Raw genomic sequence first — 17,024 nt, forward strand, 5'->3', positions numbered from 1 at the left:
GCAGCACTCCGGTATCGTAGTCGGCGGTGGCGTGTCCGAGCGGCCTAAGGAGCACGCCTCGAAAGCGTGTGACGGGTAACCCCCGTCCGAGGGTTCAAATCCCTCCGCCACCGCCAGAAGACCCCCTCACCTGTTAGCCCAGGTGAGGGGGTCTTTTTCGTGCTATGCGGCTTGGGGCGACGACGTCAGGGACGTGATGGTTCGGTACGCGCCGTCGATCAGATCGCGGATCGACGCGAGGTAGGTGGTGATGGATTTGAGGCTCTTAGACAGCTGGGTGAGGAGTTTCGCCACGATGGCGGTGTCCTTCGCGATCCGCGCCGTCGCCTGGGCGATGACCAGCGGGGTCGCCGTGCCGAGCGAGGCCAGTTCCTCGATCGCCCAGCTCACCAGGGCGCCCGCCAGGGAGCCGAGCAGGTCGCGGACCGCGGTGCGCACGCCATTGACCAGCTCGGCCGCGGCGGTGGTCAGCGTCGACAGAGCCTCCGCGCCCTTGCTCATGACCTGGGTGAGGGTCGTGAGGCTGGCGCCGAGTGTGCGGTAGGCGTCGCCCGCGGCGCCGGACCAGTCGGCGGTCTCGTTCTTGATCGAGGACGCCAGGTTCGTCGCCGACTGCGACAGGCTGGTGCCGACGTTCGTCCACGACTGCGCGTAGGACTTGATCAGGTCGGGATCGCCGGCCAGGGAGTTGAACGCCTCCCGCACCGGTTTGACGTGTTCGAGCATCCAGGTGACGAGCTGACCGGCCACGTAGCCGATCGGGTCCATGCCCGCGGCCAGACCGTCGAGACCCACGGCGACCACGCCGAGCGCCTGGAGGCCCATGTCGTCCTTGTCGATGCCCTCGAGGACGGTATTGATGCCCTCGAACAGGGTGATGCCCTTGTCCGCGTCGGCGCCCTCGGTGCCGACGATCAGGCCACCGAACGCGCTGCCCTGGAGTTCGGTCTTCGAGGCGATGAGATCGTTGGTCACTTCTGGCCGCCCGAGATGCCGTCGAGGAAGTCGGTGATCTCGTCGCGCAAGGTGTCGATCGATTTGCCGAATCCGGCGTCCACCTGGTCGATCACACCGGCGGCGAAGCGCAACTTGTCGCCCGCGCTGTGCAGGGAGACGCCGAGCGCGGTGAGCGCCCCGGCCTCGATGCCCTGTAAGCCCTGGAGCATGAGGGCGACCGGCTGGCCGTAGACGCCGTAGCCGTCGGTGCTCATCGTCAGGTAGCGAGCGGCGTCCGCGGCCTTCTCGATCTCGTCTCCGTAGGCGTCGATCGCCGTCGCGTGTCGCCGCACCTCATCGGTGTCGATATCGAAAGTCGTCATCAGCTGTTCCGTTCGCGCGCGTCGCCGGGCCTGCCGGCAGGGAAGTTCCCTTTCTCTGTATCTGACGCATGCCCGACCGGTTCGGTTCCATCTGGTTGGGATTCGGGTGGCTACCGGCGGTGGTAGTGATGGATGCGTCTGCGCACGACTTCGGTCAGGACGGCCGCGTCCGCGGTGGGGATGGTGAATACGGGCAGGTTGGGGTTGGTAGTCGACAGCAGGATCGCGGTGGAGATCTTGTTGTTGTAGAGGGGCGTGCCGTCGGGGGCGATGAACCAGCGGTGCCGGGTGTACCCCGGGGGGAATGTCCAGAGGGTCACATCACGAATGTGGTCGAATGGCAGCTCGAGCAGGGTGACATCGTTCTCCACGCCGAAATAGAAGCCTTGCCAGTTTGATCTTGTCGGCCGCTCGGGTCGCATGGTCCACGAGCGAAGCGAAATCCTGTCGGCTGCGAGGTAGACCCGGACGAGGACCAGCAGACTCCTGTCGTCGTATCCGCCGTCGGCGTGGAGGTCGATTTCGTCGTCGGACTCGGCACGGTACAGGGCATCTGCTGGATGGACGGATATTCCGGCCTTTCCGGCGAGGAACAAGCTCACGCGGCGGACGACGAAGGCCAGGACCGCGAGGACCGGCAGAATGGGCCAGCCGCGGTATCCCAGGAAGCAGGCCAGCGCGGACTCGATGAGGAGAATCCATGCCTGCGCCCGGATTCCGTCCGATGCCCGATACCACGCGTCCATGGGCCACAGCCCGCGCCGCAGGCGCCGGAGGGCGAGAAGCGGGGGTATCACGACGGCAAGGACGTGGAGCGGAAGTACTGCGAACAGGATCGGTGTCGGCGCGCCCATCAGCCCGATCGCCAGGACACCCAGGGAAGAGGTCGCCGCCACCACGCTCGGCAGCACGACGAAAGCGAGGCGTAGTCTCCGGACGGCTTCCGGCCAGGTTCGTTGGAGAACGGCGTCGGTGAACTGGTCGCCGACCCACGGAGGCGCGGTCGGCAGAATCATGATCGGCTGTCCCCCACACGATCAAACTGCCGCACCGGATCGTGGTTGGCAAATCGGATCTGGTGCGATATCCACAGCGGGCCTGCACCGCTGTGGTGCGTAATAGACTGGTAGTACCGAAATCCGGGAAGGAACGATGATTATGCGCGGGCGACAGCCGCCACCCGCGAAGTCCGGGATCGGGCTCGGGGGGAAGCTCTTGGTTCTCGTCGTACTGGGCTGGGTGGCCGTCGGGCTGCTCGCGGCAGGTCAGCGGCACTATTTCGCCAAGCTGCCGCGCGAGTGCTCGGATTGGGCGACCATCGCGGTGACGGCCGCGGCCGGCCCCGCCAACTACATCGGGCTCAACCCGAAGGTCAGCGAGTGCGAGGTCCCGCAACCCAGTCAGTGACATGGGCGGCTGGCGCCGCGGGGTTTTCGGCCCCTTGGGCCTCACATCCGAGGGGCGATACTCCGGCTTCGCCGTGACGTCTCGCCCCTCGGATGTGAGGCGGCCGAAAACCCTTGGTGGTCAAGAACTGACGGGTACGGCCACCTTGTCGCGGCTTTGGATCTCGCGCAGTTTCGCGCCCTCGACATCGATGTCGGGGACGATCTTGTCCAGCCACCGGGGCATCCACCAGGCCCACTTGCCCAGCAGCACGAGCAGCGCCGGGATGAGGATCATCCGGACGACGAAGGCGTCCAGGGCCACGCCCGCGGCCAGGGCGAAGCCCATGGACTTGGCGGTGACGTCGGTTTCCAGCAGGAACGAGCCGAACACCGAGATCATGATGATGGCGGCGGAGGTGACCACGCGGGCGCCGTGGTGGTAGCCCTTGATGACCGCGTCGGTCGGGTCGGCGCCGTGCACGTACTCCTCGCGCATGCGGGTCACGAGGAACACCTGGTAGTCCATGGCCAGGCCGAACACCAAGCCGATCAACATGATCGGCAGGAAGCTGACCAGCGGATGCGGATCGCTGATCAGGCCGAAGGTGCCCTCCTGGAAGATCAGCACGGTCGCGCCGAAGGTCGCCGCCATCGACAGCAGGAAGCCGAGAGCGGCGGTGAGCGGTACCAGGATCGAGCGGAACACCAGGATCAGCAGGATGAACGCCGCGCCTGCCACGATCGCCATGTAGGGCACGATCTTGCTCAGCAGGACATGGTCGATGTCGGCGTAGATGGCGGTGGTGCCGGTGATGCCGTAGGACATCCGGTACTGCTCGTTGAGGTCGGACTCCGCGTCGCGGGCCGACTGCACCAGATCCTTGGTGGACTGGTCGTTGGGGCCGGAGCGGGGGATGCCGTTGATCAGCGCGCCCGCGCCGTCCTGGCTCATCTGCGGCTCGGTGACCAACTCCATGTCCGGGTAGGACGCGAGCTTCTCGCGCAGCGCGGTCAGTGCGGCGGCGCGCTGGTCGGCGGGGGTGTCGCTGAGGTCGACGGCGATCTGGAGCACGCCGTTGCTGCCCTCGCCGAAGCCCTCGGTGCGCAGGTCGTAGGCCTTGCGCACGGTGGTGGTCTTGGCCATGCTGTCCTCGCCGGGCAGGCCGAGGTTCAGGTTCAGCGCGGGCGCGGCGAGCAGGCCGAGCACCACGATGGCCAGCACCATGGTCACCGCGGGGAACTTGGCGATCACCCGGGCGACGCGGGTGCCGTTGCTGACGACGTTGTCGTCCTCGGGATCGTGCTGGGCGACCAGCGGCAGCTTCGGCTTGAACAGCGCCTTGCCGAACGCGCCGAGCAGCGCGGGCATCAGGGTGATGGCGGTGAGCACGGCGAACGCGGCCGCGACCGCGCCACCCAGACCCATGAACGTCAGGAACCGGACCCCGACGATGCTCAGGCCCACCAGCGCGATGATCACGGTGAGCCCGGCGAACACCACCGCCGAACCCGCCGTGCCCAGCGCGGTACCCGCGGCTTCTTCGGCCGAGTCCTGCACGGCCAGTTCGTGTTTGTAGCGCGAGACGATGAACAACGCGTAGTCGATCGAGAGCGCGATGCCGATCATCGAGGCGAGGAAGGTGGTGAAGCTGGGCACCGACAGCACCGAGGTGGACAGGAAGATCAGCGAGGTCGCCGCGCCCAGGCCGACGATGGCGGTGATGATCGGCACGAACGCCGCGACGATCGCGCCGAAGGCCACCACCATCACCACCAGGGCCACGGCCATACCGATCATCTCGGATTTGCCCGAGGGCATCTCCTGCTCCATCGCGATGGTGCCGCTGATCTCGACGGTGAGCCCGGCCTGGCGGGCGGCGTCACCGGCGGCGTAGGCGGCGTCGCGGTCCTCGGCGGTGATGTCGGCGAAATCGGTGATGGTGAACGGGACGCTGAAGTAGGCGACCGTCGCCGGCGCGGTCTTGTTCAGCACGTTCAGTGGCGCGGCGCTACAGGTCGAGGGATCGGGTTGCGCGGTGAGACAGCCCATTTCCTCGGTGGCGGTGATCGGGTCGACGATCGGTTCGCTGTGGTCGACGATGCCGAGCTGCTCGAGCCTGCCGATCAGCGCGGCCACCTGTTCGCGATTGGCCGGGTCGGTGAGCTTCTGCCCGGCGGGCGCGCCGATGACATACGTGCCGGTCACCGCGTCGAAGGCGAAGGCCTCGGACATGCCGGGGAAGTGCTGGTCGAGGATTTCGGTGGCCCGCTCCGAGGGGAGGTTGGGCATGCTGAAGTCGTCGGTCATCGGTTTCTGCAGCTGGGCACCGAGGCCGCCGAGTACCAGGAAACAGATCAACCAGACGGGCAGCACGATCCACTTGCGGCGAAAGGCCAGCTTGCCCCACCGGTACAGATAGACGGACACGGTTTTCTCCTCGCGATGAGCGGATCTGGAGATACAGCCGGGTCGAGCTAAGTCCTGAGTCTGCTGCCCAGCCACCGTGAGATCAAGGACCCGGGCGCGGAAACGACGCGACCCCCGCACTCGGGGGAGTGCGGGGGTCGCGAACTTCACGCGGGGATCAGCTGACCGTCACCGGCTGCTTCACCGTCTCGGCGTTCTGGTTGCGCAGCTGCTCGAGCTTGGCGCCCTCGACGTCGATGTCGGGCAGGATGCGGTCGAGCCACTTCGGGATCCACCACGACCACTTGCCCATGATCACCAGCAGCGCGGGCACGATCACCATGCGGACGACGAACGCGTCGATGGCGACACCGGCGGCCAGCGCGAAACCGAAGGACTTCGCGGTGACATCGGTTTCCAGGATGAAGGAACCGAACACCGAGATCATGATGATCGCGGCCGAGGTCACCACGCGGGCACCGTGGTGGTAGCCCGAGACCATCGCGTCCTTGGGCGACTTGCCGTGCACGAACTCCTCGCGCATGCGGGTCACCAGGAACACCTGGTAGTCCATCGCCAGACCGAACACCAAGCCGATCAGCATGATCGGCATGAAGCTGACCAGCGGTTGCGGGTCCTCGATTAGGCCGAAGGTGCCCTCCTGGAAGATCAGCACCGTCGCGCCGAAGGTGGCCGCCATGGAGAGCAGGAAGCCGAGCGCTGCGGTGAGCGGCACCAGGATCGAGCGGAACACCAGGATCAGCAGGATGAACGCGGCACCGGCCACGATCGCCAGGTACGGCAGGATCTTGCTGAGCAGCACGTGGTCGACATCGGCGTAGATGGCGGTGGTGCCGGTGATGCCGTACTCCATGCCGTACTTCTCGTGCAGGTCGGCTTCGGCGCCACGGGCCTCGGCCACCAGATCCTTGGTGTCCTGGTTGTTCGGGCCCTGCTTGGGCACGCCGTTGAGCATGGCGCCCTGCTTGGACTCGTTCCACTGCGGCGCGGTGACGTAGTCCATCTGCTCATAGGAGGCGAGCTTGTCGCGCAGCGCGGTGACCGCTTCCTCGCGCTGGGCCTCGGGCACCGCGGTGAGATCCGCGACGACCATCAGCACGCCGTTGCTGCCCTCGCCGAAGCCCTCGGTGCGCAGGTCGTAGGCCTTACGCACGGTGGAGGTCTTGGGCAGGCTGTCCTCGCCGGGCAGGCCGAGGTTCAGGTTGGCCGCGGGGGCGGCGAGCGCGCCGAGCGCGAGCACCGACAGGATCAGCGCGACCCACGGGGCCTTGCCGATCAGGCGGGCGAAGCGCTGGCCGTTGGTGACCGAGTTCTCGTCCTCGGGATCGTGCTGGGCGACCAGCGGCAGCTTCGGCCGGAACAGGTACTTGCCGAAGGCGCCCATCAGCGCGGGCATCAGGGTGATGGCGGTGAGCACGGCGAAGCCCGCGGCGATGGCGCCACCCAGACCCATGAAGGTCAGGAACTGCACGCCGACGATGCCCAGCGCGCCGAGCGCGATGATGACCGTCAGACCGGCGAACACCACGGCCGAACCGGCGGTGCCCAGCGCGGTACCCGCGGCTTCCTCGGCCGAGTCACGTACGGCCAGTTCGTGCTTGTAGCGCGAGACGATGAACAGCGCGTAGTCGATCGACAGCGCGATACCGATCATCGAGGCCAGGAAGGTGGTGAAGCCGGGCACCTGCATGACCGAGGTGCCGAGCATGATCAGCGAGGTCGCCGCGCCGAGGCCGACGATGGCGGTGACGATCGGGACGACCGCCGCGACGAGGGCACCGAAGGCGACCACCATCACGACCAGCGCCACGCCCATGCCGATCATCTCGGACTTGCCGCTGGGCTGTTCCTGGGTCATCGCGACCGAGCCGCTGACCTCGACGGTCAGGCCGGCGTGCCGGGCGTCGGCGCCGACCTCGTAGGCGGCGTCGCGGTTGGCCTCGGTGACATCGGTGACGGTGTCGATCGCGAAGGGCACGTTCAGGATCGCGACCGTGTCCGGCGCGGTGGTGCTCAGCACGTTGAGCGGGGCGCCCGAACACTGCGACGGGTCGGGCGCGGCCAGGCAGCCCATCTTCTCGGCGACCTCGACCGGGCTCATCAGCGGCTTGCTGTGGTCGACGATGTCGAGCTCGGTGAGCTTGGCGATGAAGGCGTCGATCGCGGCGCGGTTGGCCGGGTCGGTGAGCTTCTGGCCCTCCGGCGCGCCGATGACGTAGGTACCGGCGACGGCGTCGAGCGCGAACTGCTCGGACATGCCGGGGAAGTGCTTGTCGAGGATCTCGTTGGCGCGCGCCGAGGGGAGCTCGGGCATGCTGAAGTCATTGCTCATCGGCTTGCTGAGCGCGGCACCCGCGCCGCCCAGCAGCAGGAACAGCAGCAACCAGACCGGCAACACGATCCATTTACGGCGGAAAGCGAACTTTCCCCATCTGTACAGGTATACGGACACGTGCCCCGCCTCCACATCGTCGTTTGTCTTTGCCTACCGTGCGGTAGGTAGACTACCGATCAGTTAAGTGGAGAGGCAACCTCGATTTATTGGGGGTGGCCGCGGGTCACACCGAATGATGGGAGGATTGGCGCATGACTGCCCGAGACGCCGTCGACACCGTTTCCGCAGGTGGCGGCACCAAGCAGGCGATCCGCGACGCCGCGGTCCAGCTTTTCGCCGCCAAGGGTTTCGAGCAGACCAGTTTGCGCGAGGTCGCCGATGTGGTGGGAATCACCAAGGCCTCGCTCTACTACCACTACGCCTCGAAGCTGGACCTGCTGCTGGCGATCATCGACCCGATCATCGACCACATGCGCGACATCGTCACCGACATCGACGCCGTGCCCTACGACAACGAGGGCATCCGCGCGGTGCTGCGCACCTACTTACGCGGGATGATCCGCCACCGTGACGCGGGCGCGCTGTGCGTGCGCGACACCGCCGCCATCGTCAACGCCATCGCCGATCGCTATCCCGACCTGATGGAACCCACCCGTGAGCTGCGGATGTGGCTGGCCGGGCCGGAGCCGACACAGGAGTCGAAACTGCGCGCGTCCGCGGCGATCGAGGTGCTCGGGGTGGCGCTGCTGTCGAGCGAGCTGGCCCCCGGCGCCAGTGACGAGATGGTCGAGAAGACCCTCCTGGACGCGGCCACCTGCGTCCTGACCGCGTGCGGCACCGCGTAAGTTCGAACCGTGCATATCACCGCCAGGGTCGATTTCGCGGTGCGAACGCTACTCGAGCTCGCCGCGGCCGACGGAGTCGTCAAAGCCGAGGCCATCGCGGCCGCCGCGCAGATCCCGCCCAAGGTGCTCGAATCGGTGCTGGCCGAGTTGCGTCGCGCCGAACTCGTGCTGAGCAGGCGTGGGCCCGACGGCGGCTACCGGCTCGGCAGGCCCGCCACCGAGATCTCGGTGGCCGATGTGATCCGCGCGGTGGAGTCGCCGCTGGCGTCGGTGCGCGGGCAGCGTCCCGAGGACGTGCGCTACCCCGGTGCGGCCGAACCCTTGCAGCGGGTGTGGATCGCGCTGCGCGTCAATATCCGCGCGGTGCTGGAGAACGTGTCGATCGCCGACATCGCCGCCGACGATTTGCCGGGGTTCGTCGCCGAGCTGGTCGCCGACCCCGGCGCCTGGGTCCGGCGCGAGCCGCGGACCCCCGCGGGCGCCTGATTCATCGCCTGTTCGAGCTTGTCCATAGCGAAGGTAAAAGTCGGGGGCGTGCGTGAACGGCACGCGGTAGCCTGCGTCCATCATGTTGATCTCCCTGCTGCGGACCTACCTGGCCCCGTACCGCGCCCAGCTGGCCGGGGTCCTCGTACTCCAGCTGATCTCGGTCATCGCGATGCTCTACCTGCCCAGCCTCAACGCCGACCTCATCGACAACGGCGTCACCCAGGGCGATATCGGCTACATCTGGACCACCGGCCTGTGGATGCTGGCGGTGAGCTGCGTGCAGATCGTGGCCTCGGCGGCGTCGGTGTACTTCGGCGCGCAGGCGGCGATGGGCGCGGGCCGGGACATGCGCGGCGGGGTGCTGCACCGGGTGGAGACGTTCTCCGCGCGCGAGGTCGGCATGTTCGGCGCGCCCTCGCTGATCACCCGCTCGACCAATGACATCCAGCAGGTCCAGCTGCTGATCGTCATGTCGGTGACCATTCTGGTGATGGCCCCGATCATGTGCGTCGGCGGCATCATCATGGCGCTGCGCGAGGACCTCGGGCTGTCCTGGCTGCTGCTCATCGCGGTGCCCGCGCTGGCCCTGGCGATGGGCACCATCGTGGCCAGGATGGTGCCCGGATTCCGGCAGATGCAGGAGCGCATCGACGGGGTGAACCGGGTGCTGCGCGAGCAGATCACCGGTATCCGGGTGGTGCGCGCGTTCGTGCGCGAGCGGCAGGAGATCTGGCGATTCGGCACCGCCAACCGCTCGCTCACCGACGCCTCGCTGCGCGTGGGCAAGCTGATGGCGCTGATGTTCCCGACCGTGATGTTGATCAGCAATCTGACCGCCGTCGCGGTGATCTGGTTCGGCGGACACCACGTCGACAACGGCACCATGCAGATCGGCTCGCTCACCGCGATGCTGTCCTACATCATGCAGATCCTGATGGCCGTCATGATGGCCTCGTTCCTGGCGATGATGGCCCCGCGCGCGGCGGTCTCGGCCGACCGGATCGGCGGGGTGCTGGAGACGGAGTCCTCGGTGCGGCCGCCGCGACAGCCGCAGCCCTTCGCCGGTGACCCGGCCACCGTCGACCTGCGCTTCGCCGAATTCGCCTTCCCCGGCGCGGAGAAGCCGGTGCTGCGCGCCATGCGTTTCACCGTCGAACCGGGCACGACCACCGCGATCGTGGGGTCCACCGGCTCGGGCAAGACGACCTTGCTCAATCTGATCCCGCGACTCATCGATGTCACCGACGGCGCGGTCTACGTGGGCGGCACCGATGTGCGCCACGCCGACCTGGAGGCGTTGCGCGCCGAGATCGGGCTGGTGCCGCAGCGGGCCTATCTGTTCTCCGGCACCATCGCCACCAACCTGCGCTACGGCAAACCCGAGGCCACCGACGCGGAACTGTGGGCCGCGCTCGAGGTCGCCCAGGCGGCCGATTTCGTGCGCGAGATGCCGCAGGGCCTCGACACCCCCGTCGCCCAGGGCGGCACCACGGTCTCCGGCGGGCAGCGGCAGCGGCTGTGTATCGCCCGCGCGCTGGTGCGCAAACCGCGCATCTACCTGTTCGACGACTCGTTCTCCGCGCTCGACGTCGCCACCGACGCCCGGCTGCGCGCCGCGCTGAAGCCCGAGACCGCCGACGCCTCGGTGATCATCGTGGCCCAGCGCATCCAGACCATTCGCGACGCCGACCAGATCGTCGTCCTGGAGGACGGCGCCATGGCGGGCATCGGCACCCATGACCAATTGATGCAGCGATGTCCGGAATACCGCGAGATCGTCGAGTCCCAGCTCAGCGCGGAGGAGGCTCGATGAGGCCCGGCGGACCCGTTCCCGGCGCACCGGGGACCAAGGCCAAATCGTTCGGCCCGTCGCTGAAGCGGCTGCTGCGCAGGCTCGCCCCCGAACGGGTGTACGTGGGCACGATCCTCGCCCTGGTGATCACCTCGGTGGTGCTCAACACGCTGGGCCCGTATCTGCTCGGCAAGGCCACCAACCTGGTCTTCGACGGATTCGTCGGCAAGCAGCTCGAACCGGGGCTCACCAAGGACCAGACCGTCGAGATGCTGCGTCAGCAGGGGGAGAACACCCGCGCCGACATGCTGTCGGCGATGAACGTGATACCCGGAACCGGCATCGACTTCGACGCGGTGCGCCGGGTGCTGCTGCTGGTACTCGTCCTCTATGTCGCCGCCGCGCTGTTCGGCTGGTTGCAGGGGTACCTGCTCAATATCGTCATCAACCGCACGGTCAAGCGCCTGCGCGACGAGGTGGAGAACAAACTGCATCGGCTGCCGCTGCGCTACTTCGACACCGCCCCGCGCGGTGACGTGCTCAGCCGCGTCACCAACGATGTCGACAATGTCTCGCAGAGCTTGCAGCAGACCATGAGCCAGCTGCTGAACTCGCTGTTCACCGTGGTCGGCATCCTGATCATGATGTTCTGGATCTCGCCGCTGCTGGCGCTGATCGCGCTGCTCACCGTGCCCGCGGCGATCGTGGTCACCGCGCAGATCGCCAAGCGGTCCAAGCCGCACTTCGTCGACCAGTGGAAATACACCGGCGAGGTGAACGCCTCGGTGGAGGAGGCCTACACCGGCCACGAGATCATCACCGCGTTCGGCCGCGGTCGCGAGGTGGGCGCCGAGTTCGACAAGCGCAACCGCAAGCTCTACGACGCCAGCTTCAAGGCGCAGTTCATCTCCGGCCTGATCATGCCCGCGATCATGTTCCTCGGGAACGTGAACTTCGTGTTCATCGCGCTGGTCGGCGGGCTGCGGGTGGCCACCGGCAACCTGTCGCTGGGCGAGGTGCAGGCCTTCATCCAGTACTCGCGCCAGTTCAGTCAGCCGCTGACCCAGATCGGCGCGATGGCCAACCTGCTGCAATCCGGTGTGGCCTCGGCCGAGCGGATCTTCGAGATCCTCGACGCCGAGGAACAGAGCCCGGACCCGCTGGTGGAGAACCCGCGCCCGGTGGATCGCGGGCGGGTGGAGTTCGAGGCGGTGTCGTTCGGGTACGAGCCGGACACCCCGATCATCGAGCGGCTCTCGCTGGTCGCCGAGCCCGGGCACGTGATCGCCATCGTCGGGCCGACCGGCGCGGGCAAGACCACGCTGGTGAACCTGCTGATGCGCTTCTACGAACTCGACGCGGGCACCATCACCATCGACGACGTCGACATCACCACCATCACCCGCGACCACCTGCGCTCGCGCATCGGCATGGTGCTGCAGGACACCTGGCTGTTCAAGGGCACCATCCGCGAGAACATCGCCTACGGCAACCCGGACGCCACCGAGGACGACATCCTCGCCGCGGCCCGCGCCGCCTACGTCGACCGGTTCGTGCACGTGCTGCCCAACGGCTACGACACCGTCATCGACGAGGAGGGCGGCGGGGTGAGCGCCGGTGAGAAACAGCTCATCACCATCGCCCGCGCCTTCCTGGCCAAACCCTCGATCCTGGTCCTGGACGAGGCCACCAGCTCGGTCGACACCCGCACCGAGTCGCTGGTCCAGCACGCCACCGCCGCCCTGCGCCGCGACCGCACCAGTTTCGTCATCGCGCACCGGCTCTCGACCATCCGCGACGCGGACCTGATCGTGGTGATGGACAAGGGCCGCATCGTCGAACAGGGCACCCACGAGCGCCTGCTCGAGGACCGCGGCGCGTACTACAACCTCTACAACGCCCAGTTCGCGGCGGCCGAACTGTAGGGACCGGGGCTCGGCCCGCCCATCGTCGGCTGGCACGATGGGCGGGTGGCTGATACCAGCGAGTTCGCGTTCAAGGTCGGTGCCCGGCTCGATGGTGGGCGGCACGGCCGGACCGGGGTGATCAGTACCCCGCACGGCGAGATCGCCACGCCCGCCTTCATTCCGGTCGGGACCAAGGCGTCGGTGAAAGCCGTGCTGCCCGAGACGATGAAGGAGCTGGGCGCGCAGGCGCTGCTGGCCAACGCCTATCACCTGTATCTGCAACCGGGCTCCGACATCGTGGACGCGGCCGGTGGGCTGGGCCGGTTCATGAACTGGGCGGGGCCGACGTTCACCGACAGCGGCGGGTTCCAGGTGATGTCGCTGGGGGTGGGGTTCAAGAAGGTACTGGCGATGGAGGCCGTCGACATCCGCTCCGATCAGGTGATCGCGGCGGGCAAGGAGCGCCTGGCCACCGTCGACGACGACGGCGTCACCTTCCGCTCACACCTGGACGGCTCCAGGCACCGCTTCACCCCCGAGGTGTCGATGGGTATCCAGCACGAGCTCGGCGCCGACATCATGTTCGCCTTCGACGAGCTCACCACGCTGATGAACACCCGTGGCTACCAGGAGAAATCGCTCCAGCGCACGCACGAATGGGCCCAGCGCTGCATCGACGAACACGAACGGCTCACCCTCGCCCGCGCCCATCGCCCCTACCAGGCGCTGTTCGCGGTGATCCAGGGCGCGCAGTACGAGGACCTGCGGCGCAAAGCCTGTCGCGAACTGGAGACGATCCGCGGCGCGCAGGGCACCGAATTCGACGGCTACGGCATCGGCGGCGCGCTGGAGAAACACAATCTGGGCACCATCGTGGGCTGGTGCTGCGACGAGCTGCCCGAGGCCAAGCCCCGGCACATGCTCGGCATCAGCGAACCCGAGGACATGTTCACCGCCGTCGAGAACGGCGCTGACACCTTCGACTGCGTGAACCCCTCGCGAGTGGCGCGCAACGCGGCCATCTACGTCGACGAGGGCCGGTTCAACATCAACACCAGCCGCTTCCGCCGCGATTTCACCCCGATCGACGAGAACTGCGACTGCTATACCTGCGCGCACTACACCCGCGCCTACCTGCACCACCTGTTCAAGGCCAAGGAGATGCTCTCGGCCACGCTGTGCACGATCCACAACGAGCGCTTCACCGTCCGCCTCGTCGACCGCATCCGGGAGAGCATCGACGGCGGCTACTTCGACGAGTTCAAGGCGGAGTTCCTCGGCCGCTGGCAGGGCCGGATCAAGGCGCCGGGGCTGTAGCGGCGGAGCCCACCCCGCTCCGCCGCCTGCCGGATCAGTCGTGCAACGCGTCGACCGGGGCGGGGCCGTAGCCCGGTTCGGCCTTCTTGAGGAACGCGATGACGCGGTAGGTGATGGGCATGACCAGCACCTCGACCAGCGTCTTCCAGACGAAGCCGACGATCACGTAGTTCACGAACGTCTGCCAGGAGTCGATGCCGATGGCGGTCGCGGCGATGGAGCAGAAGATCAGGGTGTCGGCGAACTCGCCGATCACGGTGGAGCCGATCAGCCGGGCCCACAGATGCTTCTCCTTGGTGCGTTCCTTGATCAGCACCAGGGTGGCCGAGTTGAGCAGCTGACCCACGAAGTACCCGGCCAGACCTGCCAGCACCAGCTGCGGGGTGGTGCCGAGGACGGTGCGCAGCGCCTCCTGGTTCTCGTAGAACCCGGCGGGCGGCAGCTGGATGGTCACCCAGAAGCACGCGACGGTGAGCAGCAGCGCGCCGAAACCGGTGTAGATGGCGTGGCGGGTGGCGCGGAAGCCGTAGACCTCGCTGAGCACATCGCCGAGGATGTAGGCCAGCGGGAACAGGAAGAAGGCGCCGTCGGTGACCAGCGGCAGGATCTGCACCGGGCCGAGGCTCACCGAGAGATCGGTGAACAGCTCCACGCCCTTGGTGGCGCAGATGTTGGAGATGATCAGCGTCGCGGTGAAGAACGCGACGATCACCGGATAGAACCCCCGCGCGGCCTGGGCGAATGCCGCGTGTTCCGGCGCGGGGCGCCCAGATCCGGCGGGTTTGTCGAGCGAGTTTGCATCAGTCACGGGGTCTATCCAACCAAGGTCGCGGTACGCCATGGCCGCAGGTTGTGGAATACGCTGTAGCAATGACGAATCCCGGCGATTCCGACGAGTGGTGGAAGCAGTACGGCGGCTCCGGCGTGTCGCCGGAGTCCGGCGCGCCGGGTTCGGTGCCGCAGTACCCGACCGCGCAGCCGTCGCAGCCTCCGCAGTCCCCGAGCTACCCGTCGGCGCCGCAGTACCCGCAGCAGCCGCCGCCCTCGCTGTCCAAGCAGCCCGACTACCAGCAGCCCGCGCCGCCGCCCTCGCAGCCCCAGTACCCGAACTACCAGCAGCCCTCGGGTCCGCAGTATCCCCAGCAGCCGCAGCAGCCCGGTTACGGCGGCTACCCGGGGCCGGGCTATCAGCCCTACGGCGCCTACCCGCCCCCGCAGGGCACCAACGGCCTGGCCATCGGCGCGCTGGTCTCCTCGCTGATCGGTTTCTGCAGCTGTGGTCTGGGCTCGATCGTGGGCATCATCCTGGGTGTGATGGCGCTCAACCAGATCAAGGAACGCGGGGGTGAGGGCAAGGGGATGGCGCAGGCCGGTATCTGGATCGGCGCGCTGGCCATCGTCGGCTGGGTGCTGTACCTGGTCTTCGTGGTCGTCCTCGGGCTCGCCGGCGGATTCGACACGAGTTCGACGTACTGATCGCCGAACGCAACAGGGGCGCTTCCGGAATCCGGAAGCGCCCCTGTTGTTCGTGCGAGAGCGGTATCAGCCCTTGACGACCTGCGTGCCGCCGGCCAGCTTGTCGTGCCAGCCCTGCTTGTTCGGGTCCTGGTTGATGGTGATGGCGATGTAGATCGCCAGACCGAAGGTCACCAGACCACCGATGCAGTAGATGATCTGCGGGATCAGGAACGCGTTGCGCTTGATCGACTGCTCGGGGGTCAGGTTCGGCGCGCCGCCGGGGGCGACCACGCGCAGGCCGAGCAGCTTCTTGCCGACGGTGGCGCCCTGGGTCACCTCGAGGGCGACGTTGTAGCCGACCAGCGCGATGGACGACAGCACCGAGATGATGATGGCCGAGGTGAACCCGGCGGGCAGGAAGAAGTTCACGATGCCCAGCGGGATACCGACGATCAGGCCGTCGATGAAGCGCGCGCCGAAGCGGGTGCCCAGGTCGGCGGGCAGCACGCCGCCGAAGCCTTGCGCGCCGTACTGCTGCCCGTAGGCGGGCTGCTGGCCGTAGGGGTCCTGACCGTAGGCGGGCTGCTGCTGGCCGTACGGGTCGGCCGCGCCGTAGGCGGGCTGCTGGCCGTACGCCGGGGGCTGCTGCCCGTAACCGGGCTGCTGGCCGTAACCCGGCTGCTGCTGCCCGTAACCCGGCTGCTGCTGGCCGTAGGGATCCTGGCCGTAGCCGCCGGGCTGACCGCCCTGCGGGTACTGGTTGGGGTCGTAACCACCGCTGGTCATAAATTCAGTCCTCGTCATGATCTGTAGATCGGTCGATGCGTACGTTACGGACATCGGTCAGGTCGGAACAACCCGTCGGGCTCGAGTATCCATGGTTTTGCCGGGATGCGGGTGGCGTCGAAAACTTCGCGGAGCTCGGCCGTCGTGCGGGCGGTGTAGCCGAGTGAGGCGGCGATCGCGGCGACCACGTCCTGCGGCGTGTTGCCCTCGGCGCGTTGGTCCGAAAGGGTCACGGCGCCGTCGCGTTTGGCCAGTCGCCTGCCCTCGGCATTGAGGACCAGCGGCACGTGCGCGTAGGTCGGTGCCGCGAGTCCGAGCAGCTCGGCCAGATAGCCCTGGCGGGGGGTGGAGGGCAACAGGTCGTCGCCGCGGACCACCTGGTCGACGCCCTGCGCCGCGTCGTCGACCACCACGGTCAGGTTGTAAGCGGGAACACCGTCGCCGCGGCGCAACACCAAATCGTCGACGGCGCCGCGGTATCGGCCGTGCAGCAGATCGGTGATCTCGTACTCGGCCACGTCGGCGCGCAATCGGATTGCGGCGGGCCGACCTTCGGCGCGGCGCCGGGCGCGCTGGTCGTCGGTGAGCTCGCGGCAGGTGCCGGGATAGGCGCCCATCGGGCCGTGCGGGGCGGTGGCCGCCTGCTGGATTTCGCGCCGGGTACAGAAGCATTCATAGGTGCGGCCCGCTGCGGTGAGTTCGGCGACAGCGGCCGCGTAGTGGGGTAGTCGCTCGGACTGCCGTACGACCGGGCCGTCCCAGTCGATCCCGATCGTGGCCAGGTCGGCGAGCTGCTGTTCGGCGGCCCCGGGCCGGACACGGTCCAGATCGTCGATACGGAGCAGGAATTCGCGATCGGTGGTGCGGGCGAACAGCCAGGCCAGGATCGCGGTGCGCAGATTGCCCAGATGCAGCTCTCCCGAGGGACTGGGAGCGTAGCGGCCTGCGGGCATCGCCCCA

The 17,024-nt window shown here is 67.6% G+C and carries 15 protein-coding genes and 1 tRNA gene; 8 read left to right on the forward strand and 8 right to left on the reverse strand.

Annotated elements, in window-relative coordinates; genetic code table 11:
- The first annotated feature begins 25 nt into the window (after positions 1 to 25).
- A tRNA-Ser gene (locus ACFC06_RS19005) sits at positions 26 to 116 on the forward strand.
- A 46-nt stretch (positions 117 to 162) separates the two neighbouring features.
- Here ACFC06_RS19005 and ACFC06_RS19010 read toward each other — a convergent pair.
- The 3 genes from ACFC06_RS19010 to ACFC06_RS19020 all read right to left on the reverse strand — a co-directional run bounded on the left by ACFC06_RS19010 (position 163) and on the right by ACFC06_RS19020 (position 2,335).
- Complete coding sequence (locus tag ACFC06_RS19010) at positions 163 to 975, reverse strand: WXG100 family type VII secretion target (protein ID WP_375932651.1); 813 nt, start codon at positions 973 to 975, stop codon at positions 163 to 165.
- On the reverse strand, positions 972 to 1,319 hold the full coding sequence (locus ACFC06_RS19015) for a type VII secretion target (RefSeq protein WP_375932654.1): 348 nt from the start codon (positions 1,317 to 1,319) through the stop codon (positions 972 to 974). Before ACFC06_RS19015 ends, ACFC06_RS19010 begins: the two co-directional genes overlap by 4 nt.
- Before the next feature lie 110 nt (positions 1,320 to 1,429).
- Positions 1,430 to 2,335 carry a hypothetical protein gene (locus tag ACFC06_RS19020; protein WP_375932657.1) on the reverse strand — a complete coding sequence of 302 codons (906 nt, stop codon included), beginning with the start codon at positions 2,333 to 2,335 and terminating at the stop codon, positions 1,430 to 1,432.
- A gap of 142 nt (positions 2,336 to 2,477) precedes the next feature.
- On the opposite strand from ACFC06_RS19020, the gene ACFC06_RS19025 reads away from it, so the two are divergent.
- Positions 2,478 to 2,726, forward strand: a complete 249-nt coding sequence (locus tag ACFC06_RS19025; protein ID WP_375932660.1) for a hypothetical protein — start codon at positions 2,478 to 2,480, stop codon at positions 2,724 to 2,726.
- A 120-nt stretch (positions 2,727 to 2,846) separates the two neighbouring features.
- On the opposite strand, the gene ACFC06_RS19030 is transcribed toward ACFC06_RS19025, so the two are convergent.
- Positions 2,847 to 5,135 carry an MMPL family transporter gene (locus tag ACFC06_RS19030; RefSeq protein WP_375932663.1) on the reverse strand — a complete coding sequence of 763 codons (2,289 nt, stop codon included), beginning with the start codon at positions 5,133 to 5,135 and terminating at the stop codon, positions 2,847 to 2,849.
- A 157-nt stretch (positions 5,136 to 5,292) separates the two neighbouring features.
- Positions 5,293 to 7,587, reverse strand: coding sequence for an MMPL family transporter (locus tag ACFC06_RS19035; protein ID WP_375932666.1), 2,295 nt, complete (start codon positions 7,585 to 7,587; stop codon positions 5,293 to 5,295).
- Positions 7,588 to 7,721: 134 nt separating this feature from the next.
- Between ACFC06_RS19035 and ACFC06_RS19040 the strand changes: the two genes are divergently transcribed.
- The 5 genes from ACFC06_RS19040 to tgt all read left to right on the forward strand — a co-directional run bounded on the left by ACFC06_RS19040 (position 7,722) and on the right by tgt (position 13,820).
- Positions 7,722 to 8,315, forward strand: a complete 594-nt coding sequence (locus ACFC06_RS19040) for a TetR/AcrR family transcriptional regulator (protein ID WP_375932669.1) — start codon at positions 7,722 to 7,724, stop codon at positions 8,313 to 8,315.
- A gap of 9 nt (positions 8,316 to 8,324) precedes the next feature.
- The gene (locus ACFC06_RS19045; protein ID WP_375932672.1) at positions 8,325 to 8,801 is read left to right on the forward strand and encodes an RrF2 family transcriptional regulator; all 477 of its coding nucleotides are present in this window, start codon (positions 8,325 to 8,327) and stop codon (positions 8,799 to 8,801) included.
- A gap of 82 nt (positions 8,802 to 8,883) precedes the next feature.
- Positions 8,884 to 10,617: an ABC transporter ATP-binding protein gene (locus ACFC06_RS19050; RefSeq protein WP_375932675.1), complete on the forward strand. Its 1,734-nt coding sequence runs from the start codon at positions 8,884 to 8,886 to the stop codon at positions 10,615 to 10,617.
- Positions 10,614 to 12,521, forward strand: coding sequence for an ABC transporter ATP-binding protein (locus tag ACFC06_RS19055; protein WP_375932678.1), 1,908 nt, complete (start codon positions 10,614 to 10,616; stop codon positions 12,519 to 12,521). Before ACFC06_RS19050 ends, ACFC06_RS19055 begins: the two co-directional genes overlap by 4 nt.
- A gap of 45 nt (positions 12,522 to 12,566) precedes the next feature.
- Complete coding sequence (tgt, locus tag ACFC06_RS19060; protein WP_375932681.1) at positions 12,567 to 13,820, forward strand: tRNA guanosine(34) transglycosylase Tgt; 1,254 nt, start codon at positions 12,567 to 12,569, stop codon at positions 13,818 to 13,820.
- Positions 13,821 to 13,854: 34 nt separating this feature from the next.
- Here tgt and ACFC06_RS19065 read toward each other — a convergent pair whose 3' ends face one another.
- Positions 13,855 to 14,637, reverse strand: coding sequence for a queuosine precursor transporter (locus tag ACFC06_RS19065; protein WP_375935615.1), 783 nt, complete (start codon positions 14,635 to 14,637; stop codon positions 13,855 to 13,857).
- A gap of 53 nt (positions 14,638 to 14,690) precedes the next feature.
- Here ACFC06_RS19065 and ACFC06_RS19070 point away from each other — a divergent pair, with 53 nt between their 5' ends.
- Positions 14,691 to 15,296 carry a DUF4190 domain-containing protein gene (locus ACFC06_RS19070; RefSeq protein WP_375932684.1) on the forward strand — a complete coding sequence of 202 codons (606 nt, stop codon included), beginning with the start codon at positions 14,691 to 14,693 and terminating at the stop codon, positions 15,294 to 15,296.
- Positions 15,297 to 15,362: 66 nt separating this feature from the next.
- Here ACFC06_RS19070 and ACFC06_RS19075 read toward each other — a convergent pair whose 3' ends face one another.
- Entirely contained in the window at positions 15,363 to 16,064 is a 702-nt protein-coding gene (locus tag ACFC06_RS19075; RefSeq protein WP_375932687.1) for an RDD family protein, read from the reverse strand.
- A gap of 44 nt (positions 16,065 to 16,108) precedes the next feature.
- Complete coding sequence (gene gluQRS / locus ACFC06_RS19080; RefSeq protein WP_375932690.1) at positions 16,109 to 17,017, reverse strand: tRNA glutamyl-Q(34) synthetase GluQRS; 909 nt, start codon at positions 17,015 to 17,017, stop codon at positions 16,109 to 16,111.
- Positions 17,018 to 17,024: the final 7 nt, after the last annotated feature.

This window comes from Nocardia sp. NPDC056064, from assembly GCF_042266925.1.
Taxonomy (GTDB): Bacteria; Actinomycetota; Actinomycetes; order Mycobacteriales; family Mycobacteriaceae; genus Nocardia.